This is a genomic window from Actinomadura rugatobispora (assembly GCF_055379765.1).
Genome location: NZ_AP029191.1, coordinates 1,807,098 through 1,825,819 on the forward strand (window position 1 = coordinate 1,807,098; position 18,722 = coordinate 1,825,819).

At 72.8% G+C, this 18,722-nt stretch carries 17 protein-coding genes and 1 tRNA gene; 4 read left to right on the plus strand and 14 right to left on the minus strand.

From position 1 onward, the window contains the following. The first annotated feature begins 60 nt into the window (after positions 1-60). From ACZ466_RS07470 to ACZ466_RS07480, 3 genes are all read left to right on the plus strand, one after another. On the plus strand, positions 61-486 hold the full coding sequence (locus ACZ466_RS07470; RefSeq protein ID WP_378291258.1) for a hypothetical protein: 426 nt from the start codon (positions 61-63) through the stop codon (positions 484-486). A gap of 136 nt (positions 487-622) precedes the next feature. Further along, the gene (locus ACZ466_RS07475) at positions 623-1,597 is read left to right on the plus strand and encodes a DUF5954 family protein (protein WP_378291261.1); all 975 of its coding nucleotides are present in this window, start codon (positions 623-625) and stop codon (positions 1,595-1,597) included. Between the two features lie 168 nt (positions 1,598-1,765). Continuing rightward, complete coding sequence (locus ACZ466_RS07480; protein ID WP_378291307.1) at positions 1,766-2,530, plus strand: crotonase/enoyl-CoA hydratase family protein; 765 nt, start codon at positions 1,766-1,768, stop codon at positions 2,528-2,530. Here ACZ466_RS07480 and ACZ466_RS07485 read toward each other — a convergent pair. The 7 genes from ACZ466_RS07485 to ACZ466_RS07515 form a co-directional block, all read right to left on the minus strand. Continuing rightward, positions 2,527-3,120, minus strand: coding sequence for a hypothetical protein (locus tag ACZ466_RS07485; protein ID WP_378291263.1), 594 nt, complete (start codon positions 3,118-3,120; stop codon positions 2,527-2,529). The two genes, ACZ466_RS07480 and ACZ466_RS07485, sit on opposite strands and share 4 nt — an antisense overlap. A 1-nt stretch (position 3,121) precedes the next feature. After that, positions 3,122-3,727 (minus strand): hypothetical protein, encoded by a 606-nt coding sequence (locus ACZ466_RS07490; protein ID WP_378291265.1) that lies wholly within the window; start codon positions 3,725-3,727, stop codon positions 3,122-3,124. A 229-nt stretch (positions 3,728-3,956) separates the two neighbouring features. Beyond that, a tRNA-Ala gene (locus ACZ466_RS07495) sits at positions 3,957-4,029 on the minus strand. A gap of 84 nt (positions 4,030-4,113) precedes the next feature. After that, positions 4,114-4,803 (minus strand): histidine phosphatase family protein, encoded by a 690-nt coding sequence (locus ACZ466_RS07500; RefSeq protein WP_378291267.1) that lies wholly within the window; start codon positions 4,801-4,803, stop codon positions 4,114-4,116. Then, on the minus strand, positions 4,796-5,209 hold the full coding sequence (gene rsfS, locus ACZ466_RS07505) for a ribosome silencing factor (protein ID WP_378291269.1): 414 nt from the start codon (positions 5,207-5,209) through the stop codon (positions 4,796-4,798). The genes ACZ466_RS07500 and rsfS overlap by 8 nt, the downstream gene beginning before the upstream one ends. A gap of 198 nt (positions 5,210-5,407) precedes the next feature. Next, positions 5,408-6,010 carry a nicotinate-nucleotide adenylyltransferase gene (nadD, locus tag ACZ466_RS07510; protein WP_378291271.1) on the minus strand — a complete coding sequence of 201 codons (603 nt, stop codon included), beginning with the start codon at positions 6,008-6,010 and terminating at the stop codon, positions 5,408-5,410. Positions 6,011-6,080: 70 nt separating this feature from the next. Continuing rightward, positions 6,081-7,376: a phenylacetate--CoA ligase family protein gene (locus ACZ466_RS07515; RefSeq protein WP_378291273.1), complete on the minus strand. Its 1,296-nt coding sequence runs from the start codon at positions 7,374-7,376 to the stop codon at positions 6,081-6,083. Between the two features lie 344 nt (positions 7,377-7,720). Between ACZ466_RS07515 and ACZ466_RS07520 the strand changes: the two genes are divergently transcribed. Beyond that, positions 7,721-8,761, plus strand: a complete 1,041-nt coding sequence (locus tag ACZ466_RS07520; RefSeq protein ID WP_378291275.1) for a M48 family metallopeptidase — start codon at positions 7,721-7,723, stop codon at positions 8,759-8,761. 177 nt (positions 8,762-8,938) lie between these two features. Here ACZ466_RS07520 and ACZ466_RS07525 read toward each other — a convergent pair whose 3' ends face one another. The 7 genes from ACZ466_RS07525 to ACZ466_RS07555 all read right to left on the minus strand — a co-directional run bounded on the left by ACZ466_RS07525 (position 8,939) and on the right by ACZ466_RS07555 (position 18,495). Then, the gene (locus tag ACZ466_RS07525) at positions 8,939-10,228 is read right to left on the minus strand and encodes a glutamate-5-semialdehyde dehydrogenase (RefSeq protein ID WP_378291277.1); all 1,290 of its coding nucleotides are present in this window, start codon (positions 10,226-10,228) and stop codon (positions 8,939-8,941) included. A gap of 31 nt (positions 10,229-10,259) precedes the next feature. Continuing rightward, positions 10,260-11,492: a glutamate 5-kinase gene (proB, locus tag ACZ466_RS07530; RefSeq protein ID WP_378291279.1), complete on the minus strand. Its 1,233-nt coding sequence runs from the start codon at positions 11,490-11,492 to the stop codon at positions 10,260-10,262. 58 nt (positions 11,493-11,550) lie between these two features. Then, on the minus strand, positions 11,551-12,951 hold the full coding sequence (obgE, locus tag ACZ466_RS07535; protein WP_378291281.1) for a GTPase ObgE: 1,401 nt from the start codon (positions 12,949-12,951) through the stop codon (positions 11,551-11,553). Between the two features lie 79 nt (positions 12,952-13,030). After that, positions 13,031-13,285, minus strand: a complete 255-nt coding sequence (gene rpmA, locus ACZ466_RS07540) for a 50S ribosomal protein L27 (protein ID WP_378291283.1) — start codon at positions 13,283-13,285, stop codon at positions 13,031-13,033. Between the two features lie 24 nt (positions 13,286-13,309). Continuing rightward, a complete protein-coding gene (rplU, locus tag ACZ466_RS07545) occupies positions 13,310-13,624 on the minus strand; it encodes a 50S ribosomal protein L21 (protein WP_378291285.1) in 315 nt (104 codons plus the stop codon). Positions 13,625-13,948: 324 nt separating this feature from the next. Then, a complete protein-coding gene (locus ACZ466_RS07550; RefSeq protein ID WP_464043069.1) occupies positions 13,949-17,398 on the minus strand; it encodes an Rne/Rng family ribonuclease in 3,450 nt (1,149 codons plus the stop codon). A gap of 206 nt (positions 17,399-17,604) precedes the next feature. Then, entirely contained in the window at positions 17,605-18,495 is an 891-nt protein-coding gene (locus tag ACZ466_RS07555) for a TIGR03936 family radical SAM-associated protein (RefSeq protein ID WP_378291289.1), read from the minus strand. Positions 18,496-18,722: the final 227 nt, after the last annotated feature.

Here is an 18,722-nt window from a genome sequence, read left to right on the forward strand (position 1 = left end):
TCCGGTATACGGCATCGTCCATAGGCGGCGTCACCCCCCGTGTCACGAAAGGTACTGCGCATGCGCCGGCTGGCGGTCACCCTCCTGCTGCTCCCCGGCTTGTTCGGGCTGTCCCTGTGGACCGGGGTGGGCCCGGCGGACGACTGGGTGCACAACTGCCAGGTGCGGCAGGCGTACCTGGACCGCCTGGAGGCCATGGAGGTCGAGGTCAACCGGATGCGCATCCAGGGCAAGAGCGAGCAGGAGATCGCCCGGGCGATGGTGCCGCGCCGGAACGAGGCCAAGTCGCTGGTGCGCGGCAAGATGAAGGTCAAGGACGTGCGGAAGCTGGAGCAGCGCAACCAGGCCCGGTACGGCAGCCCGCAGGGCCCGACGATCGAGTGGATGTACGCCCGGCACGGCGGGAACTGGCACGAGATCGTCGAGGCGAGCCTGGATTCCAACGCGTTCTACGACGTGACGTGCATTCCGTGGTTCGATCTGTGAACACGACAATGATCATGACCCGCTTTTCCGGAGTAATCGGAAATATCCGTTCAGACGACGGGGATTCGGCGCGGAGTTGCCCGCCGATCCGGTGAATCGCCTGCGTACGGTGCGGGTCCGTGGCGAAGATGAGGGAATGAGTTTCCCCCTGATGCCCGGTTACGACCACATCAATCTGGTCGCCGAACTGGAGCCGGGCGCGGCGCTGCGGGACCGCGAGATCGGCGAGCGGATCCGCGATTACCGAAGGATCCTCCCGGCCGGCTCCCCCGATTTCGGACACGCGGTGCAGACCGGCTCGCGGTGGCGGATCGGCTGCCTGGGCGCGACCGATCCCTCGGCCGCGCGCTACGGGCTGGCCATGGATCTGCGGCAGGCCGCCGCCGAGGACGGCACCGACGCGGCGACGGCCCGGGCCATGCGGGCGGCGGCCGACCGGCTGGACCCCGAGGAGGGCGAGCAGCTCCCCAAGGACGAGTGGGAGCTCGGCGACCGCCGCTACCGGGTGATCAGGATCGAGAAGTACACCCTGATCGGCGACCGGGTGATGGAGCCTCCCCGCCCCAGCGACGGCGCCCTGACCGGGATCGACTCGATGCTGCGCGGGCACCCGATCGACCCGCGGGCGCCCGCCGGGCAGTGGGAGGCCCAGCTCAGGCTGAACCTGGTGGGGTACATGCCGATGCCCGGCACCGTCCCGGAGATCGTCCGGACCGAGGCGCGGCACGCGATCCGCACCCACCCCGGGGTGGTGCTGCTGCCGCCCACGTTCACCGTGGTGGAGGTCACGGAGGACGCGTGGGAGCCGCTCACCGGGGGCAGCGATCCCGACGACGCCCGCGACCACCTGGCGGGCTACTTCAGCCGGCTGCTGCCGCGGCTGCGCGAGTTCCAGGGCGATCCGGCCACGCCCGCCGAGATGGAGGCGTGGGCGGGGGCCGCGGCGCGGATCACGGCGGCGACCGGACACGAGTTCACCGCCCTCGGCCGCCGGTTCCGCACCGTGCGGGTCTCCCGGATGCTGCGGCTCGGCCGAGACGGCCCGGAGGCGCCGCGCCCGTCCGACCAGGAGCGCTACGGCGTGCCGGAGGTCGTCCAGGACGAGTCCTGACCCACAAGGGCGCAGCCGTCGCCCAGAACGGCTCCTCGGCCCATGCCGACCACGTCGGCGTGCCCGCCCGCCGAGTACGCTGCCCTCGCCCTGCAGATCATCGAGAAGACGATGCTCAACGGCGAGACCATCCGGCTCGACGGCGCCATCCGTGCTGAAGGAGACCCCATGAGCGACGACCTGATCGTCGAGGAACGCGGCCGCGTCCTCGTCCTCACCATGAACCGCCCGGACGCCAAGAACGCGATGTCGTTGGCCATGGCCCACCAGATCGCCGCGGCCCTGGACACCCTCGACTCCCGCCCCGACCTCAGCGTCGCCGTGATCACCGGCGCGGGCGGCACCTTCTGCGCCGGAATGGACCTCAAGGGCTTCGCCCGGGGCGAGCGCCCCATCGTCGAGGGCCGCGGCTTCGCCGGCCTGGTGAAAGAGCCCCCCGCCAAGCCGCTGATCGCGGCCGTGGAGGGCTACGCCCTGGCCGGCGGCTTCGAGATCGTCCTGTCCTGCGACCTGATCGTCGCCGCCGACAACGCCAAGTTCGGCCTCCCCGAAGTGAAGCGGGGCCTCTGCGCCGCCGCCGGCGGCCTGCTCCGCCTCCAGCACCGCATCCCCTACCACCTGGCCATGGACCTCGTCCTCACCGGCCGCATGTGGCCCGCCCGGGAAGCCGCCGAAGTCCACCTGGTCAACCGCCTGACATCTCCAGGGTCCGCCCTGGAGGAAGCCCTGAAGCTGGCCGACGAGATCGCCGCCAACGCGCCCCTGGCCCTGGCGGCGTCCAAGCAGGTGCTCTCCCGCTCCTCCGACTGGTCCCAGGACGAAGCGTTCGACCGCCAGGAGGAGTACACCACCCCCGTCCGCAACTCCGCCGACGCCAAGGAAGGCGCGAAGGCCTTCATCGAGAAGCGCGCCCCGAACTGGTCGGGCACCTAGAACGGAATCATCAGCTCAACACCGATCAGCGAGGCGACCAGAAGCGTCTGCAACGGCTCCGGTACGGCATGCTCAAGACGCACGCCGTACCGGCGCCGCCTCTCCTCGTACACAGAAACCCCAACCGAGAACCGCCCAATGACGTCCCCGGAGGCGTCCACCACAGTCCCTTCCTGCAAAGCCGCATCCACCCCCGGCATCAGTAAGAAGGCAACCTCCTCGCCCTGAGCGTCCCGAACCGCATAGCCCCCGCTGCTCTCCCCGCCCGACAGCCCGAGCGTCCCCTTCACCCCACCCACATGCACGGCGATCGCCCCGAGCTGAGCCCCATCACCCCCGACCACAAGCGCGGGCTGCGGCCGCATCGGATCATTCGTCCGATCCACAGAGAACCAAGGCCGGCCCTCAGAATCCGACGCACCGACCACCACCCGCGTCTCGTCATAACGGGCATGCGGGTTCGGGTAGAACATCAACCCGTCATCCGGCGCGGGCACCCTCTCCACCCGCGCGAAGACCACGCCCCGATCATGGATGACGTAGTCCCGCCGCAGCTGGGGCTCGTCCACCGTCCAGGCCATGAGTTCCATGTCAGCTCCGGGTCAGGTCGAGAGCCAGCGGCGTGGCCAGGACCAGCGTCCGCAGGGGCTCGGCCGGCTCCCCCTCCAACCGCAGCGTGTACCGGTCCTTGAAGGTGGCCTCGCGCACCTCGATCTCCGCCACCCGCCGCCCCTCCAGATCGGTGCAGACACCACCGACCGGCACCACGCTCACCGCTTCCTCGCTGGACCGCCGCTTCATCTCCCAGTCGACCTCGCCCACGGTCCGGTCCCGCACGTCCAGGAGCCGGTGCACCAGCCCCGGCTTGCGCTCCACCAGATACTTCGCCGCCCCGGCCGGATCGTCGACGAACCGCCCGATCACCACTCCATCGGCCCCCACGATCGCGACCGGCGCCCCGTCCTGGCGATCGACGTAGAAGAGAACGCCCCCGTCCGCCCCCTCGACCTGGACGACCACCCGGGCCCCGCCCAGCCCCGAGCCGCCGAACATCGCGATCAAGCCCTTGCGCGGCTTGGGCCCGGCCACCTGCACCGCCTGCCCCAGCACCTGCCCGGACTCGTCGCTGATCCCGTACTCCAGCTGCGATGACCGCTGCTCGATCCGCAGCACCGAACACCCCAAGAGGCTCACCATCCGAGCACCCTAATCCGAAACCCCACCCAAGAACCGCCAGGGGCACCTGGGGGCGAAGCCCCCAAAGAACACAACAAGGAGAAACCCCCAACAACCGCAACCACGCACAAGGGGGCGTGGGGGCGAAGCCCCCACATCGGGGGGCTCGGGGGGTCGCCCCCCCGATAAACACGACGAGGAGGAGCGGGGAAGCGGCGTCAGCCGCGACCACACTCCTCCCACCTACGAGTGGAGCTATGGGGATTCGAACCCCAGACCTCCTCCATGCCATGGAGGCGCGCTACCAACTGCGCCATAGCCCCGCGCGACTGCGTGGACGTTCATCCCGCAGCGCTTGGCCAGTGTATAGGACTGGGCCGTGGTACTCGAATCGGTTTGCCGGGGGGTCAGGCGCCGTTCTCGACGCGGTCGTCGCTGAGGACGGGTTCGGGGAGGGTTCCGGCGTTGTGCTCGACGAGCCGCCACCCTCCGCTGCGTTCATTCCGTCCCCCTTCGGGGGACCCACCCCCACCTCGCATTTCGCCGAGGACGGACCAGCAGCAGTTGGAGAGGCCGCCGAGGCGTTCCCAGACCTCTTCGGGGAGGCCGAGGAGGTGGGACATGCCGAGGCGGAGGGCGGCGCCGTGGGAGGCGACGACGAGGAGGCCGTCGGGCGGCAGGTCGTCGAGGGCGCGGTCGAGGGCGGCGCCGACGCGTTTGGCGACCTGGAGGCTGGTCTCGCCGCCGGGGGGCTGCCAGGCGGCGTACTCGGCCGGGTAGCGTTCGCGGATCTCCAGGTTGGTGAGGCCCTCCCAGGCGCCGCCGTCGCGTTCGATGAGGTCGCGGTCGTGGCGGATGGGGAGGCCGGTGACGTCGGCGAGCGCCTGGGCGGTGTCGGCGGCGCGCTGGAGGGGGGAGGCGAGCAGGGCGGTGGGGCTCAGCGCGGCGAGGAGCCGGGCGGCGCGGTGGGCCTGCTGGACGCCGGTCTCGTCCAGGGGGATGTCGGTCTTGCCCTGGAAGCGGCGTTCGACGTTCCAGGAGGTCTGGCCGTGGCGCCAGAGGACGATGCGGCGCTTGCCCGGCACGCGGTCATTCACTGGCGCTCCCGACGGTGCGGCGGCGCTGCGCCGAGTGGGCGTTGACGGCCTCGGGGAGCCCGATCAGCGGGCAGTCCTTCCACAGCCGTTCGAGGGCGTAGAAGATCCTGTCCTCCTCGTGCTGGATGTGCACGATGATCTCGGCGTAGTCGAGCAGCACCCAGCGGCCCTCCCGCTCGCCTTCGCGGCGGACGGGCTTGGCGTCGGCCTCCTCGCGGAGCCGCTTCTCGATCTCGTCGACGATGGCGCGGACCTGCCGGTCGCTGGGCGCCGAGCAGAGCACGAAGGCGTCGGTGATGACGAGCTGCTCGCTCACGTCATAGGCAAGAATGTCGTCGGCCAGCTTGTCGCTCGCCGCCTCGGCGGCGAGGCGGACCAGCTGCACGGCCCTGTCGGATGCGGTCACGATGCGCTCGCGATCCTCCCTGTAGGCATCTCTTCCCGGAACCAGCTTCTCACGGGCTTCGGAAAGGGGCGGGCCCCTTTTCGTCGGCGTTCACCCACCGCGCCCTTTTCGACCGGGTACGGCGCCGTCCTGTCCGTTCCAGGGTATGGCCCCGCCGCGACCCGCCGGTACGGCCGCCGCACGGCGCTCAGCACCAGGTCAGGCGGCTTGGTCGCGGTAGAGGACGCGTTTGTTGATGTACTGGACGATCCCGTCCGGGACGAGGTACCAGATGGGCTCTCCGGCGCGGACACGGTCGCGGCATTCGGTGGAGGAGATCGACAGGGCGGGGACCTCCATCAGGCTGACGCGGCCGTTGGGGAGGCCGGGGTCGGCGAGGCGGTGGCCGGGCCTGGTGCAGCCGATGAAGTGGGCGAGTTCGAAGAGCTCGTCGGTGTCGTGCCAGGTGAGCATCTTGCCGAGGGCGTCGGCGCCGGTGATGAAGAAGAACTCGGTGTCGGGGCCGTGCAGCTCGCGCATGTCGCGGAGGGTGTCGACGGTGTAGGTGGGGCCGGGGCGGTCGATGTCGATGCGGCTGACCGAGAAGCGGGGGTTGGACGCGGTGGCGATCACGGCCATGAGGTAGCGGTCCTCGGCGGCGGCGACGCGGCGCTCCCCCTTGTGGGAGGACAGGCCGGTGGGCACGAACACGACCTCGTCCAGCGAGAAGACGTGGGCGACCTCGCTGGCGGCCACCAGGTGGCCGTGGTGGATCGGGTCGAACGTACCGCCCATGATCCCCAACCGTCGCTTTTGCGTCATGACGACGAGAATAGCCAGCGGGCCGGTGGCCCCCGACCACCGCCCCCGCGGCGGTGATCGGGGGCGCCGGTCAGTCCAGGCCGGGCAGCGGGGCCGGGCCCGATTCCCAGGTCACGACGCGTACCGCCTTGCCGACCTCGACGCGCGGGACGGTCCCGGCGGGCAGCACCCGCACCTCGGCGTGCAGGCCGAGATCGGCGCGCAGCGCCCGGGTGAGCTCCTCCGCGGGGCCGTCCTCGGTGGCTTCGGCGGCCTCGCAGGCGACCACGAGGCGGACGTCGGGCTTCCGGCGGTCCACGACCAGCTGGTAGTGGGGGACGACCAGTCCGGAGCCGAGCAGGACGCGCTCGACCTCGCCCGGGTACAGGTTGACGCCGCGGATCACCAGCATGTCGTCCACCCGGCCGCGGATCCTGCTCATCCGGACCAGGGTCCGCCCGCAGTCGCACTCGCCGTGCGAGAGCGCGGCGATGTCGCCGGTGCGGTAGCGCAGCAGCGGCAGGGCCTGCTTGGTGGGCGTGCTGAAGACCAGCTCGCCCGGTTCGCCCTCCTCCACCGGGTCGCCGGTCGCGGGATCGACCGCCTCGACGATGAAGTGGTCCTCGTTGACGTGCAGGCCGTTCTGCTCCAGGCACTCGGTGGCGACGCCCGGCCCGATCACCTCCGACAGGCCGTAGATGTCCATCGCCTTGATCGGCAGCACGTTCTCGATCGCCGTCCGCAGTTCCTCGGACCAGGGCTCGGCGCCGAACAGCCCCGCCCTGAGCGAGGAGACGTCCGTCCCGGTCTCGGCGGCCGCCTCGCCCAGCCGCAGCGCGTACGCGGGCGTGCAGGCCAGCACGTCGGGCCGCAGGTCGGCGATCATCCGGAGCTGCCGCTCGGTCATCCCGCCCGACATCGGCACCACGGCGGCGCCCAGCGCCACGGCGCCCTGGTGGACGCCGATGCCGCCGGTGAACAGGCCGTACCCGTAGGCGTTGTGGACGACGCTCTCGGCGGACGCGCCCGCGCAGGACAGCGACCGCGCGCACATGCCGGCCCACAGGTCCAGGTCTGCCTTGGTGTAGGCGACGAGGGTGGGCCTGCCCTGCGTCCCGCTGGAGCCGTGCACGGCGACCACCCGGTCCTGCGGGACGGCGAGCATCCCCAGCGGGTAGGCGTCCCAGAGGTCCTGCTTGGTGGTGAACGGCAGCGTGTGCAGTTCGGCGAGGGTGACGTCGGCGCCGCCCTTGACCCCCGCCTCGCGGAGCCGGTCGGCCTGCACGCCGCCCGCGACCAGCAGCCGGTCGACCAGTCCCCACAGCCGGTGGCGCTGCAGCGCCGCCCGCTCGTCCCGGGACATCGCCTCGGCCTTCGGATCGAACATCGCGCCTCCTCGCGCCCCCGATGACCTGGTAAGTTCTCGCTCTCCCCCGAGACGGCCGCCCCGATCCGCCCCGGAAACGACCATCCCCGCGGCCGGACGCCACCACTCTGCCGCACGGGCCCCCTCCGGGACGAGGGGTCGGGGCGACGGACCGGAGCCGGTCGGCGGCGCGCGGCGGGGAACCTTGGACTCGACCGGTTCGTCGGACTTACCATGCCGGTCCTGATCCGGGAACATCGTGACCAGGATCCGAACGAGGTCGGGGCACGGCCGACACCCGAAGGAAGGGAGGGAGCGGCGATCGCCGACGGGGGATTTTCCGGGACGGGCGCGCCGCGCACCCCATGACGACGAACACACCGGACCGGGCACGCACCCGATTCCCGGGGATCAGCTCGCGCGCCTACGAACATCCCGCGGACCGGTCGGCGCTGGTCGCGCTGCGTTCGCTGACCGGGTTCGACGTCGTGCTGCGGCGTCTTTCGGGCCTGTTCAACGAGCGCGCGCTGCGGCTGATGTTCCTGGGCGGCACCGTGCGGGTCGGCGAGGGCCAGTTCCACCACCTGCACGACATGGTCCGCGACGCCGCCTACATCCTGGACATGCCCGAGGTCCCCGAGGTGTACGTGCGGCAGTCCCCGACGCCGAACGCGATGGCGCTGGGCTCCGACCACCCCTTCATCGTGATCAACACGGGCCTGATCGACCTGCTGGACGACGAGGAGCTCCGGTTCGTGGTCGGCCACGAGGTCGGCCACATCCTGTCGGGGCACGCCGTCTACCAGACGATGATGCAGATCCTGATCCAGCTCGGCACCCGGCTGGCCTGGCTGCCGCTGGGCAACATCGCCATCGGGGCGATCATCATCGGGCTGAAGGAGTGGTTCCGCAAGGCCGAGCTGTCCTCCGACCGGGCCGGGCTGCTGGCCGGCCAGGACCTGGACGCGGCCAAGCGCACGATGATGAAGCTGGCCGGCGGCACCCGGCTGTCGGAGATGAGCAGCGAGGCGTTCCTGGCGCAGGCCCGCGAGTACGACGCGGCCGGCGACGTGCGCGACGGGCTGCTGAAGTTCCTCAACCTGCTGCCGCAGACCCACCCGTACGCGGTGATCCGTTTCGCCGAGATCGACCGGTGGGCCAAGAGCGGCGAGTACGAGCGGATCCTCGGCGGCGACTACGCCCGCCGCGCCGACGACGGCAGCGCCAAGGTCACCGACGAGGCCCGCGCCGCCGCCTCGGCCTACAAGGAGTCGTGGGAGCGCAGCGCCGACCCGTTCATCGGCAAGGTCCGCGACGTGGCCGAGGGCGCGGCGTCCGCGGCGGGCGGCCTGTTCGACCGCCTGTCCCGCCGCGACGGCGGCACCACCACGAGCAACTCCAACTGAACGACCGCGCGGCCGGGCGCGGGCTTTGAGCCGTACCCCGCCCGTCGCGCGAGCGCGTTACCTGCCCGGTGAGGCGAAGCCGGAGGCAAGCCTCACCGGGCAGATCGCGAAGCGATGCCGCGCTCGCCAAGGCCCGGTTAGGGGCGAGCCGCCAGGCGAGCCCCGTAGGCCGGGACTCTAAAACACAGTCTGGCCCTTGAGGTGGCCTTCGCCGGTGACGACGTACTTGGTGGAGGTCAGCTCGGGGAGGCCCATCGGGCCGCGGGCGTGCAGCTTCTGGGTCGAGATGCCGATCTCGGCGCCGAAGCCGAACTCCTCGCCGTCGGTGAAGCGGGTGGAGGCGTTCACCATCACCGCGGCCGAGTCGACCAGCGCCACGAACCGCTTCGCGGCGGCCTGCGAGGTGGTCACGATGGCCTCGGTGTGGCCCGACCCGTAGGTGCGGATGTGCGCGACCGCCTCGTCCAGGGTGCCGACGACGCGGGCGGCGATGTCGAGCGAGAGGTACTCGGCGTAATAGTCGTCCTCGGTGGCCTCGACGACCTCGCCGGCGACGTCGTGGGCCCGGACGGCCTCGTCGCCGTGCACCGTCACGCCCGCCCCGCGCAGCGCCGCCAGGGCCTTGGGCAGGAACGCGTCGGCGATGCCCTCGTGCACCAGCACGGTCTCGGCGGCGTTGCACACCGACGGCCGCTGCGTCTTGGCGTTGACCAGGATCTTCACGGCCAGGTCCACGTCGGCGGCGGCGTCCACGTACACCGCGCAGTTGCCCACGCCGGTCTCGATCACCGGCACCGTGGACTCCTCCACCACCGAGTTGATCAGGGACGCGCCGCCGCGCGGGATCAGCACGTCCACCAGGCCGCGGGCGCGCATCAGGTGCTTGACGGACTCGCGGCTGGTGCCCGGCACCAGCTGCACCGCGTCCGCCGGGACGGCGGTGCCCGCCAGCGCGGCCTGCATGACGCCGACCAGGACGGTGTTGGACTCGTAGGCCGACGACGACCCGCGCAGCATCGCCACGTTCCCGCTCTTGAGGCAGAGCGCGGCGGCGTCGACGGTCACGTTGGGACGGCCCTCGTAGATGATCCCGACCACGCCCAGCGGCACCCGGATCTGCCGCAGGTCGAGGCCGTTGGGCAGCACGTTCCCGCGCACCGTCTCGCCGACCGGGTCGGGCAGCGCGGCGACCTTGCGGACGGCGTCGGCGATCCCCGCGATCCGCTCCACCGTCAGGCTCAGCCGGTCGATCATGTGCTCGGAGGTGCCGGACTCGCGGGCCCGCTCCACGTCGGCCTCGTTGGCCTTGACGATCTCCGGCGCGGCGGCGGTCAGCGCGTCGGCGATCGCGTGCAGCGCGGCGTCCTTGGCCGCCCGCGGCAGCGGCGCCAGCCCGGCGGCCGCCTCCCTGGCACGCCGTGCCACCCGCAGGAACTCCTCGCGTTCCCGGTCCTGCTCGCCGCCCATCGCCGGCTCCTTCCGCCTCGCTCGTTCGTGGTCAGGCCGGTCCGTGGTCGGATCGCCCGGTGGTCAGGATCACCAGATCGTCGCGGTGGATGATCTCGCGCTCGTACTCGGGGCCCAGCTCGCGCGCCAGCCAGCGGGTGGAGCGGCCCATCAGGTCGGGGATCTCGCCCGCGTCGTAGTTGATCAGGCCGCGGGCCACGACCACGCCGTCCGCGCCGCACAGGTCGACCGGGTCGCCGGCCGCGAAGTCGCCCTGGACGCCGGTCACCCCGGCGGGGAGCAGCGACTTGCGGCGCATGACGACCGCGTCGACCGCGCCCGCGTCCAGCATGACACGGCCCTGGCCTGTGGTGGCGTGCGCCAGCCACAGGTGCCGGGTGGACAGCCGGCGGCCGTCGCCGGGGTGGAAGCAGGTGCCGACCGGGGCGCCGGCGAGGGCGTGCGCGGCGGACGCGGCGTTGGTCAGCACCACCGGGATCCCGGCGATCCGGGCCGCCTCCACCTTGGTGATCATGCCGCCGGTGCCGACCCGCCCGGACCCGCCCAGCTCGACGCCGGCGAGGTCGGCGGGGCCGTGCACGTCCGCGATGCGGCGGGCGCCGGGACGGCTCGGGTCGCCGGTGTAGAGGGCGTCCACGTCCGACAGCAGGATCAGCGCGTCGGCCCTGGTCAGATGGGCGACCAGCGCGGCCAGCCGGTCGTTGTCGCCGAACCTGATCTCGTCGGTGGCGACGGTGTCGTTCTCGTTGACGATCGGGACGATGCCGAGGTCGAGCAGCTTGCCCAGGGCCCGCTGGGCGTTGCGGTGGTGGACGCGGCGGATCATGTCGTCGGCGGTGAGCAGCACCTGGCCGGCGGTCAGCCCGTACCGGGCGAAGGAGGAGGTGTAGCGGGCCACCAGCAGCCCCTGCCCGACGCTGGCCGCGGCCTGCTGGGTGGCCAGGTCGGCGGGGCGGCGGTTCAGCCCGAGCGGGCCGAGCCCGGCGGCGATCGCGCCGGACGACACGAAGACGATCTCGGTGCCGGCCCGGCGGCGGGCGGCCAGCACGTCGACCAGGGCGTCGATCCGGTCGGCGTCGATGGTGCCGTGCGGGGTGGTGAGCGAGGAGGAGCCGGCCTTCACGACGATGCGGCGGGCGCCCGCGATCGCGTCGCGCACGGCGGCGCGCTCCGGGGCGGCCGTCGCCCCGGCGCCGCCCGGGGCGGTGCCGTCCGGGGCGGTCGTGGCCGCCCGTGCCGTCGCGGCTGCCTGTTCGCGGCTCATGCTCTCCCTCGTGGCTCGGAGCGTCGTCCTGGCGATCGTGCGTGGTGGTCGCGGGCCGTCAGCGGCGGCCGTCGAGGCGCCGGTCGGTGCCCCGCGGCCCGGAGGCGGCCTCGCCCGCGAGCACCTCCGGCTCCCAGTCGAACACGATCGACTCCTCGTGCGTGCCGATCATGACGGTGGCCCCGGCGGCGGCGCCCGCCTCGGCCAGCGCCTGCTCGACCCCCAGCCGGGCCAGCCGGTCGGCCAGGTAGCCCACGGCCTCCTCGTTGGTGAAGTCGGTCTGCCGCAGCCACCGCACCGGCTTCTCCCCGGTGATCAGGTAGGTGTTCTCGCCCGCCGGGCGGATCTCGAAGTCGGGCGCGCCGGCGACCGGCTCCGGCCGGATCACCAGCCGGGTCGGCTCGGCCGGCGGCAGCGCGGCCCGGTACTCCTCGACCATCGCCGCCATCGCGAACGACAGCTCCCGCAGCCCCTCATGGGTGGCCGCCGAGACCTCGAACACCCGCAGCCCGCGCGCCTCGAACTCCGGCCGCACCAGCTCGGCGAGGTCGCGGCCGTCGGGCACGTCCACCTTGTTCAGCACGACGATCCGCGGCCGGTCCGACAGCGGACGGTCGCCCAGCACCCGGTCGTAGGCGCGCAGCTCCCGCTCGATCACCTCGAAGTCGCTGACCGGGTCGCGGCCCGGCTCGAGCGTGGCGCAGTCCAGCACGTGCGCCAGCGTGGACGAGCGCTCGATGTGCCGCAGGAACTCCAGGCCCAGGCCGCGGCCCTCGCTGGCGCCCTCGATCAGTCCCGGCACGTCCGCGACCGTGAACGTGGTGTCGCCCGCGCTCACCACCCCCAGGTTGGGGATCAGCGTGGTGAACGGATAGTCGGCGATCTTGGGCTTGGCCGCCGACACCGCCGCGATCAGCGAGGACTTGCCCGCGCTGGGGAAGCCGACCAGCGCCACGTCCGCGACGCTCTTGAGCTCCAGCACCACCTCGCCCTCGTCGCCCGGCTCGCCCAGCAGCGCGAACCCGGGCGCCTTGCGCTTGGCGGTGGCCAGCGCGGCGTTGCCGAGCCCGCCCTTGCCGCCCCGCGCGATCACGAACCGGGTGCCCTCCCCCACCAGGTCGGCCAGGACCGCGCCGGAGGAGTCCTTGACGACCGTCCCGTCCGGGACCGGGAGCAGCACGTCGCCGCCGTCCGCGCCGGTGCGGTGCCCGCCCTGGCCGGGACGGCCGTTGGTGGCCCTGCGGTGCGGGCGGCGGTGGTACTCCAGCAGGCTGGCGGCGTTCGCGTCGACCTGGAGGATCACGTCGCCGCCGCGCCCGCCGTTCGCGCCGTCCGGGCCGCCGAGCGGCTTGAACTTCTCCCGGTGGATCGAGGCACACCCGTTCCCGCCGTTGCCGGCGGCGACGTGCAGCACCACCCGGTCGACGAACTGCGCGCCCGAACCGGCTCCTGCGGCCACGATCTCTCCTTCACTCCGAACAGGAAACAGGGGCGGACCGTGCCGGTCCGCCCCTGTGTCAACGTCTCGCTGCGGCGGACTACTCCGCCGGGACGATGCTGACCGCGTTGCGCCCGCGGTAACGGCCGAACTCGACCTTCCCCGCGGTCAGCGCGAACAGGGTGTCGTCACCGCCACGGCCGACGTTCAGGCCGGGGTGGAAGTGGGTGCCGCGCTGCCGCACGATGATCTCGCCGGCGTTGACGACCTGGCCGCCGAAGCGCTTGACACCCAGGCGCTTGGCGTTGGAGTCCCGACCGTTACGGCTGGACGACGCGCCCTTCTTGTGTGCCATCTGACCGCTCCTCTACTTCCCCGGCTACTTTCCGGCCTCGATACCGGTGATCCTGACCTCGGTGTACGGCTGACGGTGACCCATCCGCCGCTTGTACCCGGTCTTGTTCCGGTAGTGCATGATGTTGATCTTGGGGCCCTTGACCGCGCCGAGGATCTCGGCGGTCACCTGGTACCCGGCGAGCTCGGCGGCGGAGCTGACGACCTCGTCGCCGTCCACGACCAGCACGGCCGGGAACGTGACGGTGGAACCCTCTTCGCCGGACAGTTTGTCGACGGTGAGCACGTCGTCGACGGCCACCTTCTCCTGCCTGCCGCCTGCGCGGACAATCGCGTACACCGCGGAAACCTCTCGTCTGCGCGCGCTTCCGGAGCGAACCGGTCCCGCGCGTGGTCTTCCAGCCCCCGGGCGGGGGCCTACCCGCGGCACCGGGGCCACGGGCGGCACGCCGGGCCGCTCCGCCCGGCGCTCTCCGCTGGATCTCGCCTGCCCGCCGGGTCGCTGTGACCGGCGGATGAGCCGTGCACCGAGTGGTGCAGGTCGAGATGACGCGCTCGCGCACGTCGAAACCTCAGGGTACCGGACGCCCGTACCGGACGCGAACGGCGCCGACGCGGAGGGCGGCGACCGGGGCGCCCGGGGTGGACCCGGGCGCCCCGCCGTTCACTCCCCGGCCGCGTCGCCGGAAGCCGCCTCGGCCTTGGCCCTGGTACGGCGCGTACGGCGGCGCCGCCCGTTGCTCGCCGCGGCGGCGTCGTCCGAGACCTCGCCCGAGTCCGGAGCCTCCGCGCCCTCGGCCGCCTCACCGGACTCCGCGACCGCGAAGGGCGCCTCGGCGGCGCCGGCGGCGGGCTCGGACGGCTCCACGCCGTTGACGACCGGCTCGACCGGCTCGACCGCCTCCAGGGCGCCCGGAGCGGTCCCGGCGTTCTCCGCGGCGGCCTCGGCCGCCTCCACGGCCGCCTGAGGCTCGGCCTCCTGGGCCGTCTCCTGGACGGCCGCCGGCACGGGCTCGGCGCCCTCGGCCTCGTCAGGCTCCGAGGCGGGCGGTCCGGCGGGCCGCCTGGCGGACCGCGGCTTGGCCGGCTCCGCCTTGGCACGCTCCGCCTTGGCACGCTCCGCCTTCGCGGGCTCCGCCTTGGCGGACTCCTGCTTGGCCGGCTCCTGCTTGACGGGCTCCGCCTTGGCGGGCTCGTGCTGGGCGAGCTTCTCCTCGACCGCCTTCTCCACATCGCCCTTGCGCTTGCGGCGGCGCCCGCCGCCCGCCGCACCGGCGCCCGCGCCCTTGTCGGCCTTGGGCTCGACCGGCGTCAGGTGGACGTGGATGCCGCGGCCGTTGCAGGACTCGCAGGTCTCCGAGAACGCCTCCAGCAGCCCCTGGCCCACCCGCTTGCGGGTCATCTGGACCAGGCCCAGCGAGGTCACCTCGGCCACCTGGTGCTTGGTACGGTCCCGCGACAGGCACTCCACCAGCCGGCGCAGCACCAGGTCGCGGTTGTTCTCCAGCACCATGTCGATGAAGTCGATCACCACGATGCCGCCGATGTCGCGCAGCCGCAGCTGGCGCACGATCTCCTCGGCCGCCTCCAGGTTGTTGCGGGTGACCGTCTCCTCCAGGTTCCCGCCCTGGCCGGTGAACTTGCCGGTGTTGACGTCGATGACCGTCATGGCCTCGGTGCGGTCGATCACCAGCGAGCCGCCGGAGGGCAGCCACACCTTGCGGTCCAGCGCCTTGGCGATCTGCTCGTCGATCCGGTACGCCGACAGCACGTCCTGGGAGTCGGTCCAGCGCTCCACCCGGTCGGCCAGGTGCGGGGCCACGTACTCCACGTACTCCGACACCGTGTCCCAGGCGTCGGGACCGGCCACCACCAGCTTGGCGAAGTCCTCGTTGAAGATGTCGCGGACCACCCGGATGGTCAGGTCGGGCTCGCCGTACAGCAGCGAGGGCGCGGAGGCGTTCTTGACCTGCTTCTGGATGTTGCTCCACTGGGCGGCCAGCCGGGACACGTCCCGCGACAGCTCCTCCTCGGTGGCGCCCTCGGCGGCGGTCCGCACGATCACCCCGGCGTTGTCCGGCATGACCTTCTTGAGGATCTGCTTGAGCCGGCTGCGCTCCTTGTCGGGCAGCTTGCGGCTGATGCCGGTCATCGAGCCGTCCGGCACGTACACCAGGTAGCGGCCGGGCAGCGAGATCTGGCTGGTCAGCCGGGCGCCCTTGTGGCCCACCGGGTCCTTGGTGACCTGCACCAGCACCGACTGGCCGGACTTGAGCGCCGACTCGATCCGGCGCGGCTGGCCCTCCAGGCCCGCCACGTCCCAGTTGACCTCGCCCGCGTACAGCACGGCGTTGCGGCCCTTGCCGACGTCGACGAACGCCGCCTCCATCGAGGGCAGCACGTTCTGCACCTTGCCGAGGTAGACGTTGCCCACGTACGACTGGTGGGTGGCGCGGTTGACGTAGTGCTCGACCAGGACGCCGTCCTCGAGCACGGCGATCTGGGTGCGCTCGCCCTCCTGGCGGACCACCATCTGCCGCTCCACCGACTCGCGGCGGGCCAGGAACTCCGCCTCGGTGATCACCGGCGGGCGGCGGCGGCCCTGCTCGCGGCCCTCGCGGCGGCGCTGCTTCTTGGCCTCCAGCCGGGTGGAGCCGCGGACGGACTGGACCTCGTCCTCGACCGCGCGCGCGTCGCGCACGTGCACGACGGTGTTGGGCGGGTCGTCGACGGTGGCGGGCTCGCCGTCACCGGCCCCGGAGCGGCGGCGGCGACGGCGCCGGCGACGGCTGCTGCCCTGGTCGCCGCCGTCCTCGCCGTCGTCGGCGGACGTCTCGGACTCGGCGTCGGCGGCGTCCTCGTCGTGCCGGTCGCGGTCGGACCTGGCGTCCTTCTTGCGGCCCTTGTCGTCGGCGTCCTTGCCCGAGTCCTTGCCCTCGGCACGGCTCCGGCCGGACCTGCCCTTCTTCTCGGTCTTCTCAGACTTGTCGGACCTGTCGGACTTCTCGGCGCGGTCGGCCTTCTCCGCCTTCTCGGCCTTCTCGGACGCGTCCTTGCCGTCCCGGGCCTCCTCGGCCTCGGTCTCGTCGGCGGCGTCGTCGTCGGCGTCCCGGCCGCCGCGGCCGCGGCCACGGCCGCCCCGGCGCCTGCGGCGGCGCGAGGGACGGTCGCCGGACTCGTCGTCCTCGTCGCGCTCGGCGTGCGCGGCGTCCTCGAGCTCCTCGTCCTCCGCCGCGGACTTGGCGGTCTCGCGCTCGTGCTCGCGCTCGCGCTCGCGCTCCTGCTTGTCCTGGTCCTTGTCCTTGGCGCGGGACGGCGTCTCGGCCGGCTGCGGCGGCTGGAACACCACCATCGGCGGCTGGAAGGTCACGCCGGGCACGCCACCGCCGGCCGTGGTGGGCTCGGTCTCGGGCGTACGCGCGCCGCCCGGGCCCAGGTCGGGGACGAGGGGCACGCCGGGGACCTGCGGCGGACCGGCCTGCTCACCCGTCTGCCCGGTCTCGGGCACCGCGGTGGGCTCGGCGGCGGCAGCGGTGCCGGTGGCCGGGGGCGCGGCGGCACGGCGGCGGGTGCGGGTGCGGGCCGGCTTCTCCGGGGCGGCCTCGGCGGGCACGGCCTCAGCGGCCTCGGCGGCCACGGGCTCGGCGGGGGCGGGCTCCGCGGGAGCGGCCTGCGGGGCCGCCGCGGCCTCCGCCTCCTGCTCGGGCTCGGGCGCCTTGGCGGGCCTGGTGGCGCGGGAGGTGGTGCGCGTCCGGGTGCGCGCGGGCTTCTTGGGCTCGGCGGGGGGTTCGGCCGGGGGCTCGGCGGCGGCGGGGGCCGCGGCCTCTCCCGCGCCCTGCTCGCCCTCGGCCTCGTCCTCGGCGTCCTCGTCGTCCCCGGCCGTCTCGCTCACGGCGGGCGCGGGGGGCTCGGCGGGCGCGGGCGGCGGGGCGGCCGGAGCGGTGACCACCGCGGGGGCGTCCTCGATCTCCGGGGGCGGGCCGGCGGGCCGGCTGGCACGGCGGCGCGAGCGCGCCTCCGCGCCGCTCTCCGTACCGGCCGCGACCTCCTCAGCGGTGCCGTTCGCGTTCTCTGTGGCTTCGGCCTCTGCCGAATCTGCTTCGTTCTCCAGCATGCGGGCAATCTCCCGTCAGGTTCCCGGGCGCGACCTCGTTCCGCCCCCCGGGGCGGATCGGTGCGGTGCGCCGCACGGGAACTCTCCGTCAGTCGTCGGCGCCGTCACCGCCTGGCCACGCACGTGGTCCTGCGGCGACGACAAAGTCGTCGGGGGCGCGCCCGTCGCTCCCTGGAAACCGGTTCCGTGTCACCACGGCTTCGGTCCTACGAACGGGCGCCGGCGACATCCGCGCTCGCGGCCGGATCGGACTGCGGCAGCGCAGGGCCGCGCGCCGTCACGGCGTCGTCGCCGGACGGCCGTACGGCCTCTCGGTCGGGCGAGAGCTCGCCGCGATCGAGTTCGAACGGATCCGCGATCTCACCGGTGACCGCGTCGAGGGGCCCCTGCGCCAGCCTGGTCACCAGTGGCGGTGACGGCGGCGCGAGGTCGGCGACCTGGCGCAGTCCGGTGAGGATGTCGTCGGGTCGTACGGCGGGTGTGGTGTGCCGAACAACCATTCGAAGTATTGCACAAGGGGCATCCACCGCCTCCGCGGCGCGCCGGGCCGGCTCGGCCGCCCCGGCCTCCGGGGCCTCCAGAGCGCTGACGGCGGCGCGCACGTCGAAACGGCGGCGTCCCTTCTTGGTGAGGCGCTCGACCTCGATCGCGGCGGCCTCCAGGAAGGCGGCCACGGCCTCGGCGGCGTCGGTCTCCTGGACGCCGTCCAGCCGCACCCGCCACTCGGACGCCTCGAGCCGATCCGCCAACGCGCTTGACTTCTCCCGGCCGACGGCCACGACATCGACGATGTCGAGCCCGTCCGGCAGGGCGGCGTCGAGGTCGGCCCGGACCCGCGCAGGGTCGCGGGTCGCGATGAGCCCGATCTCGAGGTACTCGGCCTCACTGGCCACCCCGGTCGCCGCCGCACCCGCGTACGAGATCTTCGGGTGCGGACTGAATCCCGCGCTGAACGCGACAGGGATCCCGGCGCGCCGCACGGCGCGTTCCACGGCCCGGGATATGTCGCGATGGCTGGTGAACCGCAGCCTGCCGCGCTTGGCGTAGCGCACGCGGAGGCGCTGGATCACTGGGGCCGGTGCGGGACCCTCCGGCATGGGTGCCAGGGCTGTTGTCCTTCCTACTCGTGCCGAGTCGAAAACGTCTCCCTATAGAGTACGGGTCGCCCGGGGCCGTTGGGCCCGGCGGCCGCGCCCGAAACGGTCGCGATCAGTACCGGCGCGGCCCCGGTCGGTTCCGGAAACCCCGTACCCGAAGGCGGTTCGGGCTTCTCTCCGGAAGTCCTCCCCAGCAAGACGATCTTTCATACTCTTCGGCGAAAAAG

Bases quoted from the DNA above. Each gene is read 5' to 3' on its own strand.
- ACZ466_RS07470 (WP_378291258.1), top strand. From the start codon at position 61: ATGCGCCGGCTGGCGGTCACCCTCCTGCTGCTCCCCGGCTTGTTCGGG.
- ACZ466_RS07475 (WP_378291261.1), top strand. From the start codon at position 623: ATGAGTTTCCCCCTGATGCCCGGTTACGACCACATCAATCTGGTCGCC.
- ACZ466_RS07480 (WP_378291307.1), top strand. From the start codon at position 1,766: ATGAGCGACGACCTGATCGTCGAGGAACGCGGCCGCGTCCTCGTCCTC.
- ACZ466_RS07485 (WP_378291263.1), bottom strand. From the start codon at position 3,120: ATGGAACTCATGGCCTGGACGGTGGACGAGCCCCAGCTGCGGCGGGAC.
- ACZ466_RS07490 (WP_378291265.1), bottom strand. From the start codon at position 3,727: ATGGTGAGCCTCTTGGGGTGTTCGGTGCTGCGGATCGAGCAGCGGTCA.
- nadD (WP_378291271.1), bottom strand. From the start codon at position 6,010: ATGACGCAAAAGCGACGGTTGGGGATCATGGGCGGTACGTTCGACCCG.
- ACZ466_RS07515 (WP_378291273.1), bottom strand. From the start codon at position 7,376: ATGTTCGATCCGAAGGCCGAGGCGATGTCCCGGGACGAGCGGGCGGCG.
- ACZ466_RS07520 (WP_378291275.1), top strand. From the start codon at position 7,721: ATGACGACGAACACACCGGACCGGGCACGCACCCGATTCCCGGGGATC.
- ACZ466_RS07525 (WP_378291277.1), bottom strand. From the start codon at position 10,228: ATGGGCGGCGAGCAGGACCGGGAACGCGAGGAGTTCCTGCGGGTGGCA.
- proB (WP_378291279.1), bottom strand. From the start codon at position 11,492: ATGAGCCGCGAACAGGCAGCCGCGACGGCACGGGCGGCCACGACCGCC.
- rpmA (WP_378291283.1), bottom strand. From the start codon at position 13,285: ATGGCACACAAGAAGGGCGCGTCGTCCAGCCGTAACGGTCGGGACTCC.
- ACZ466_RS07550 (WP_464043069.1), bottom strand. From the start codon at position 17,398: ATGCTGGAGAACGAAGCAGATTCGGCAGAGGCCGAAGCCACAGAGAAC.
- ACZ466_RS07555 (WP_378291289.1), bottom strand. From the start codon at position 18,495: ATGCCGGAGGGTCCCGCACCGGCCCCAGTGATCCAGCGCCTCCGCGTG.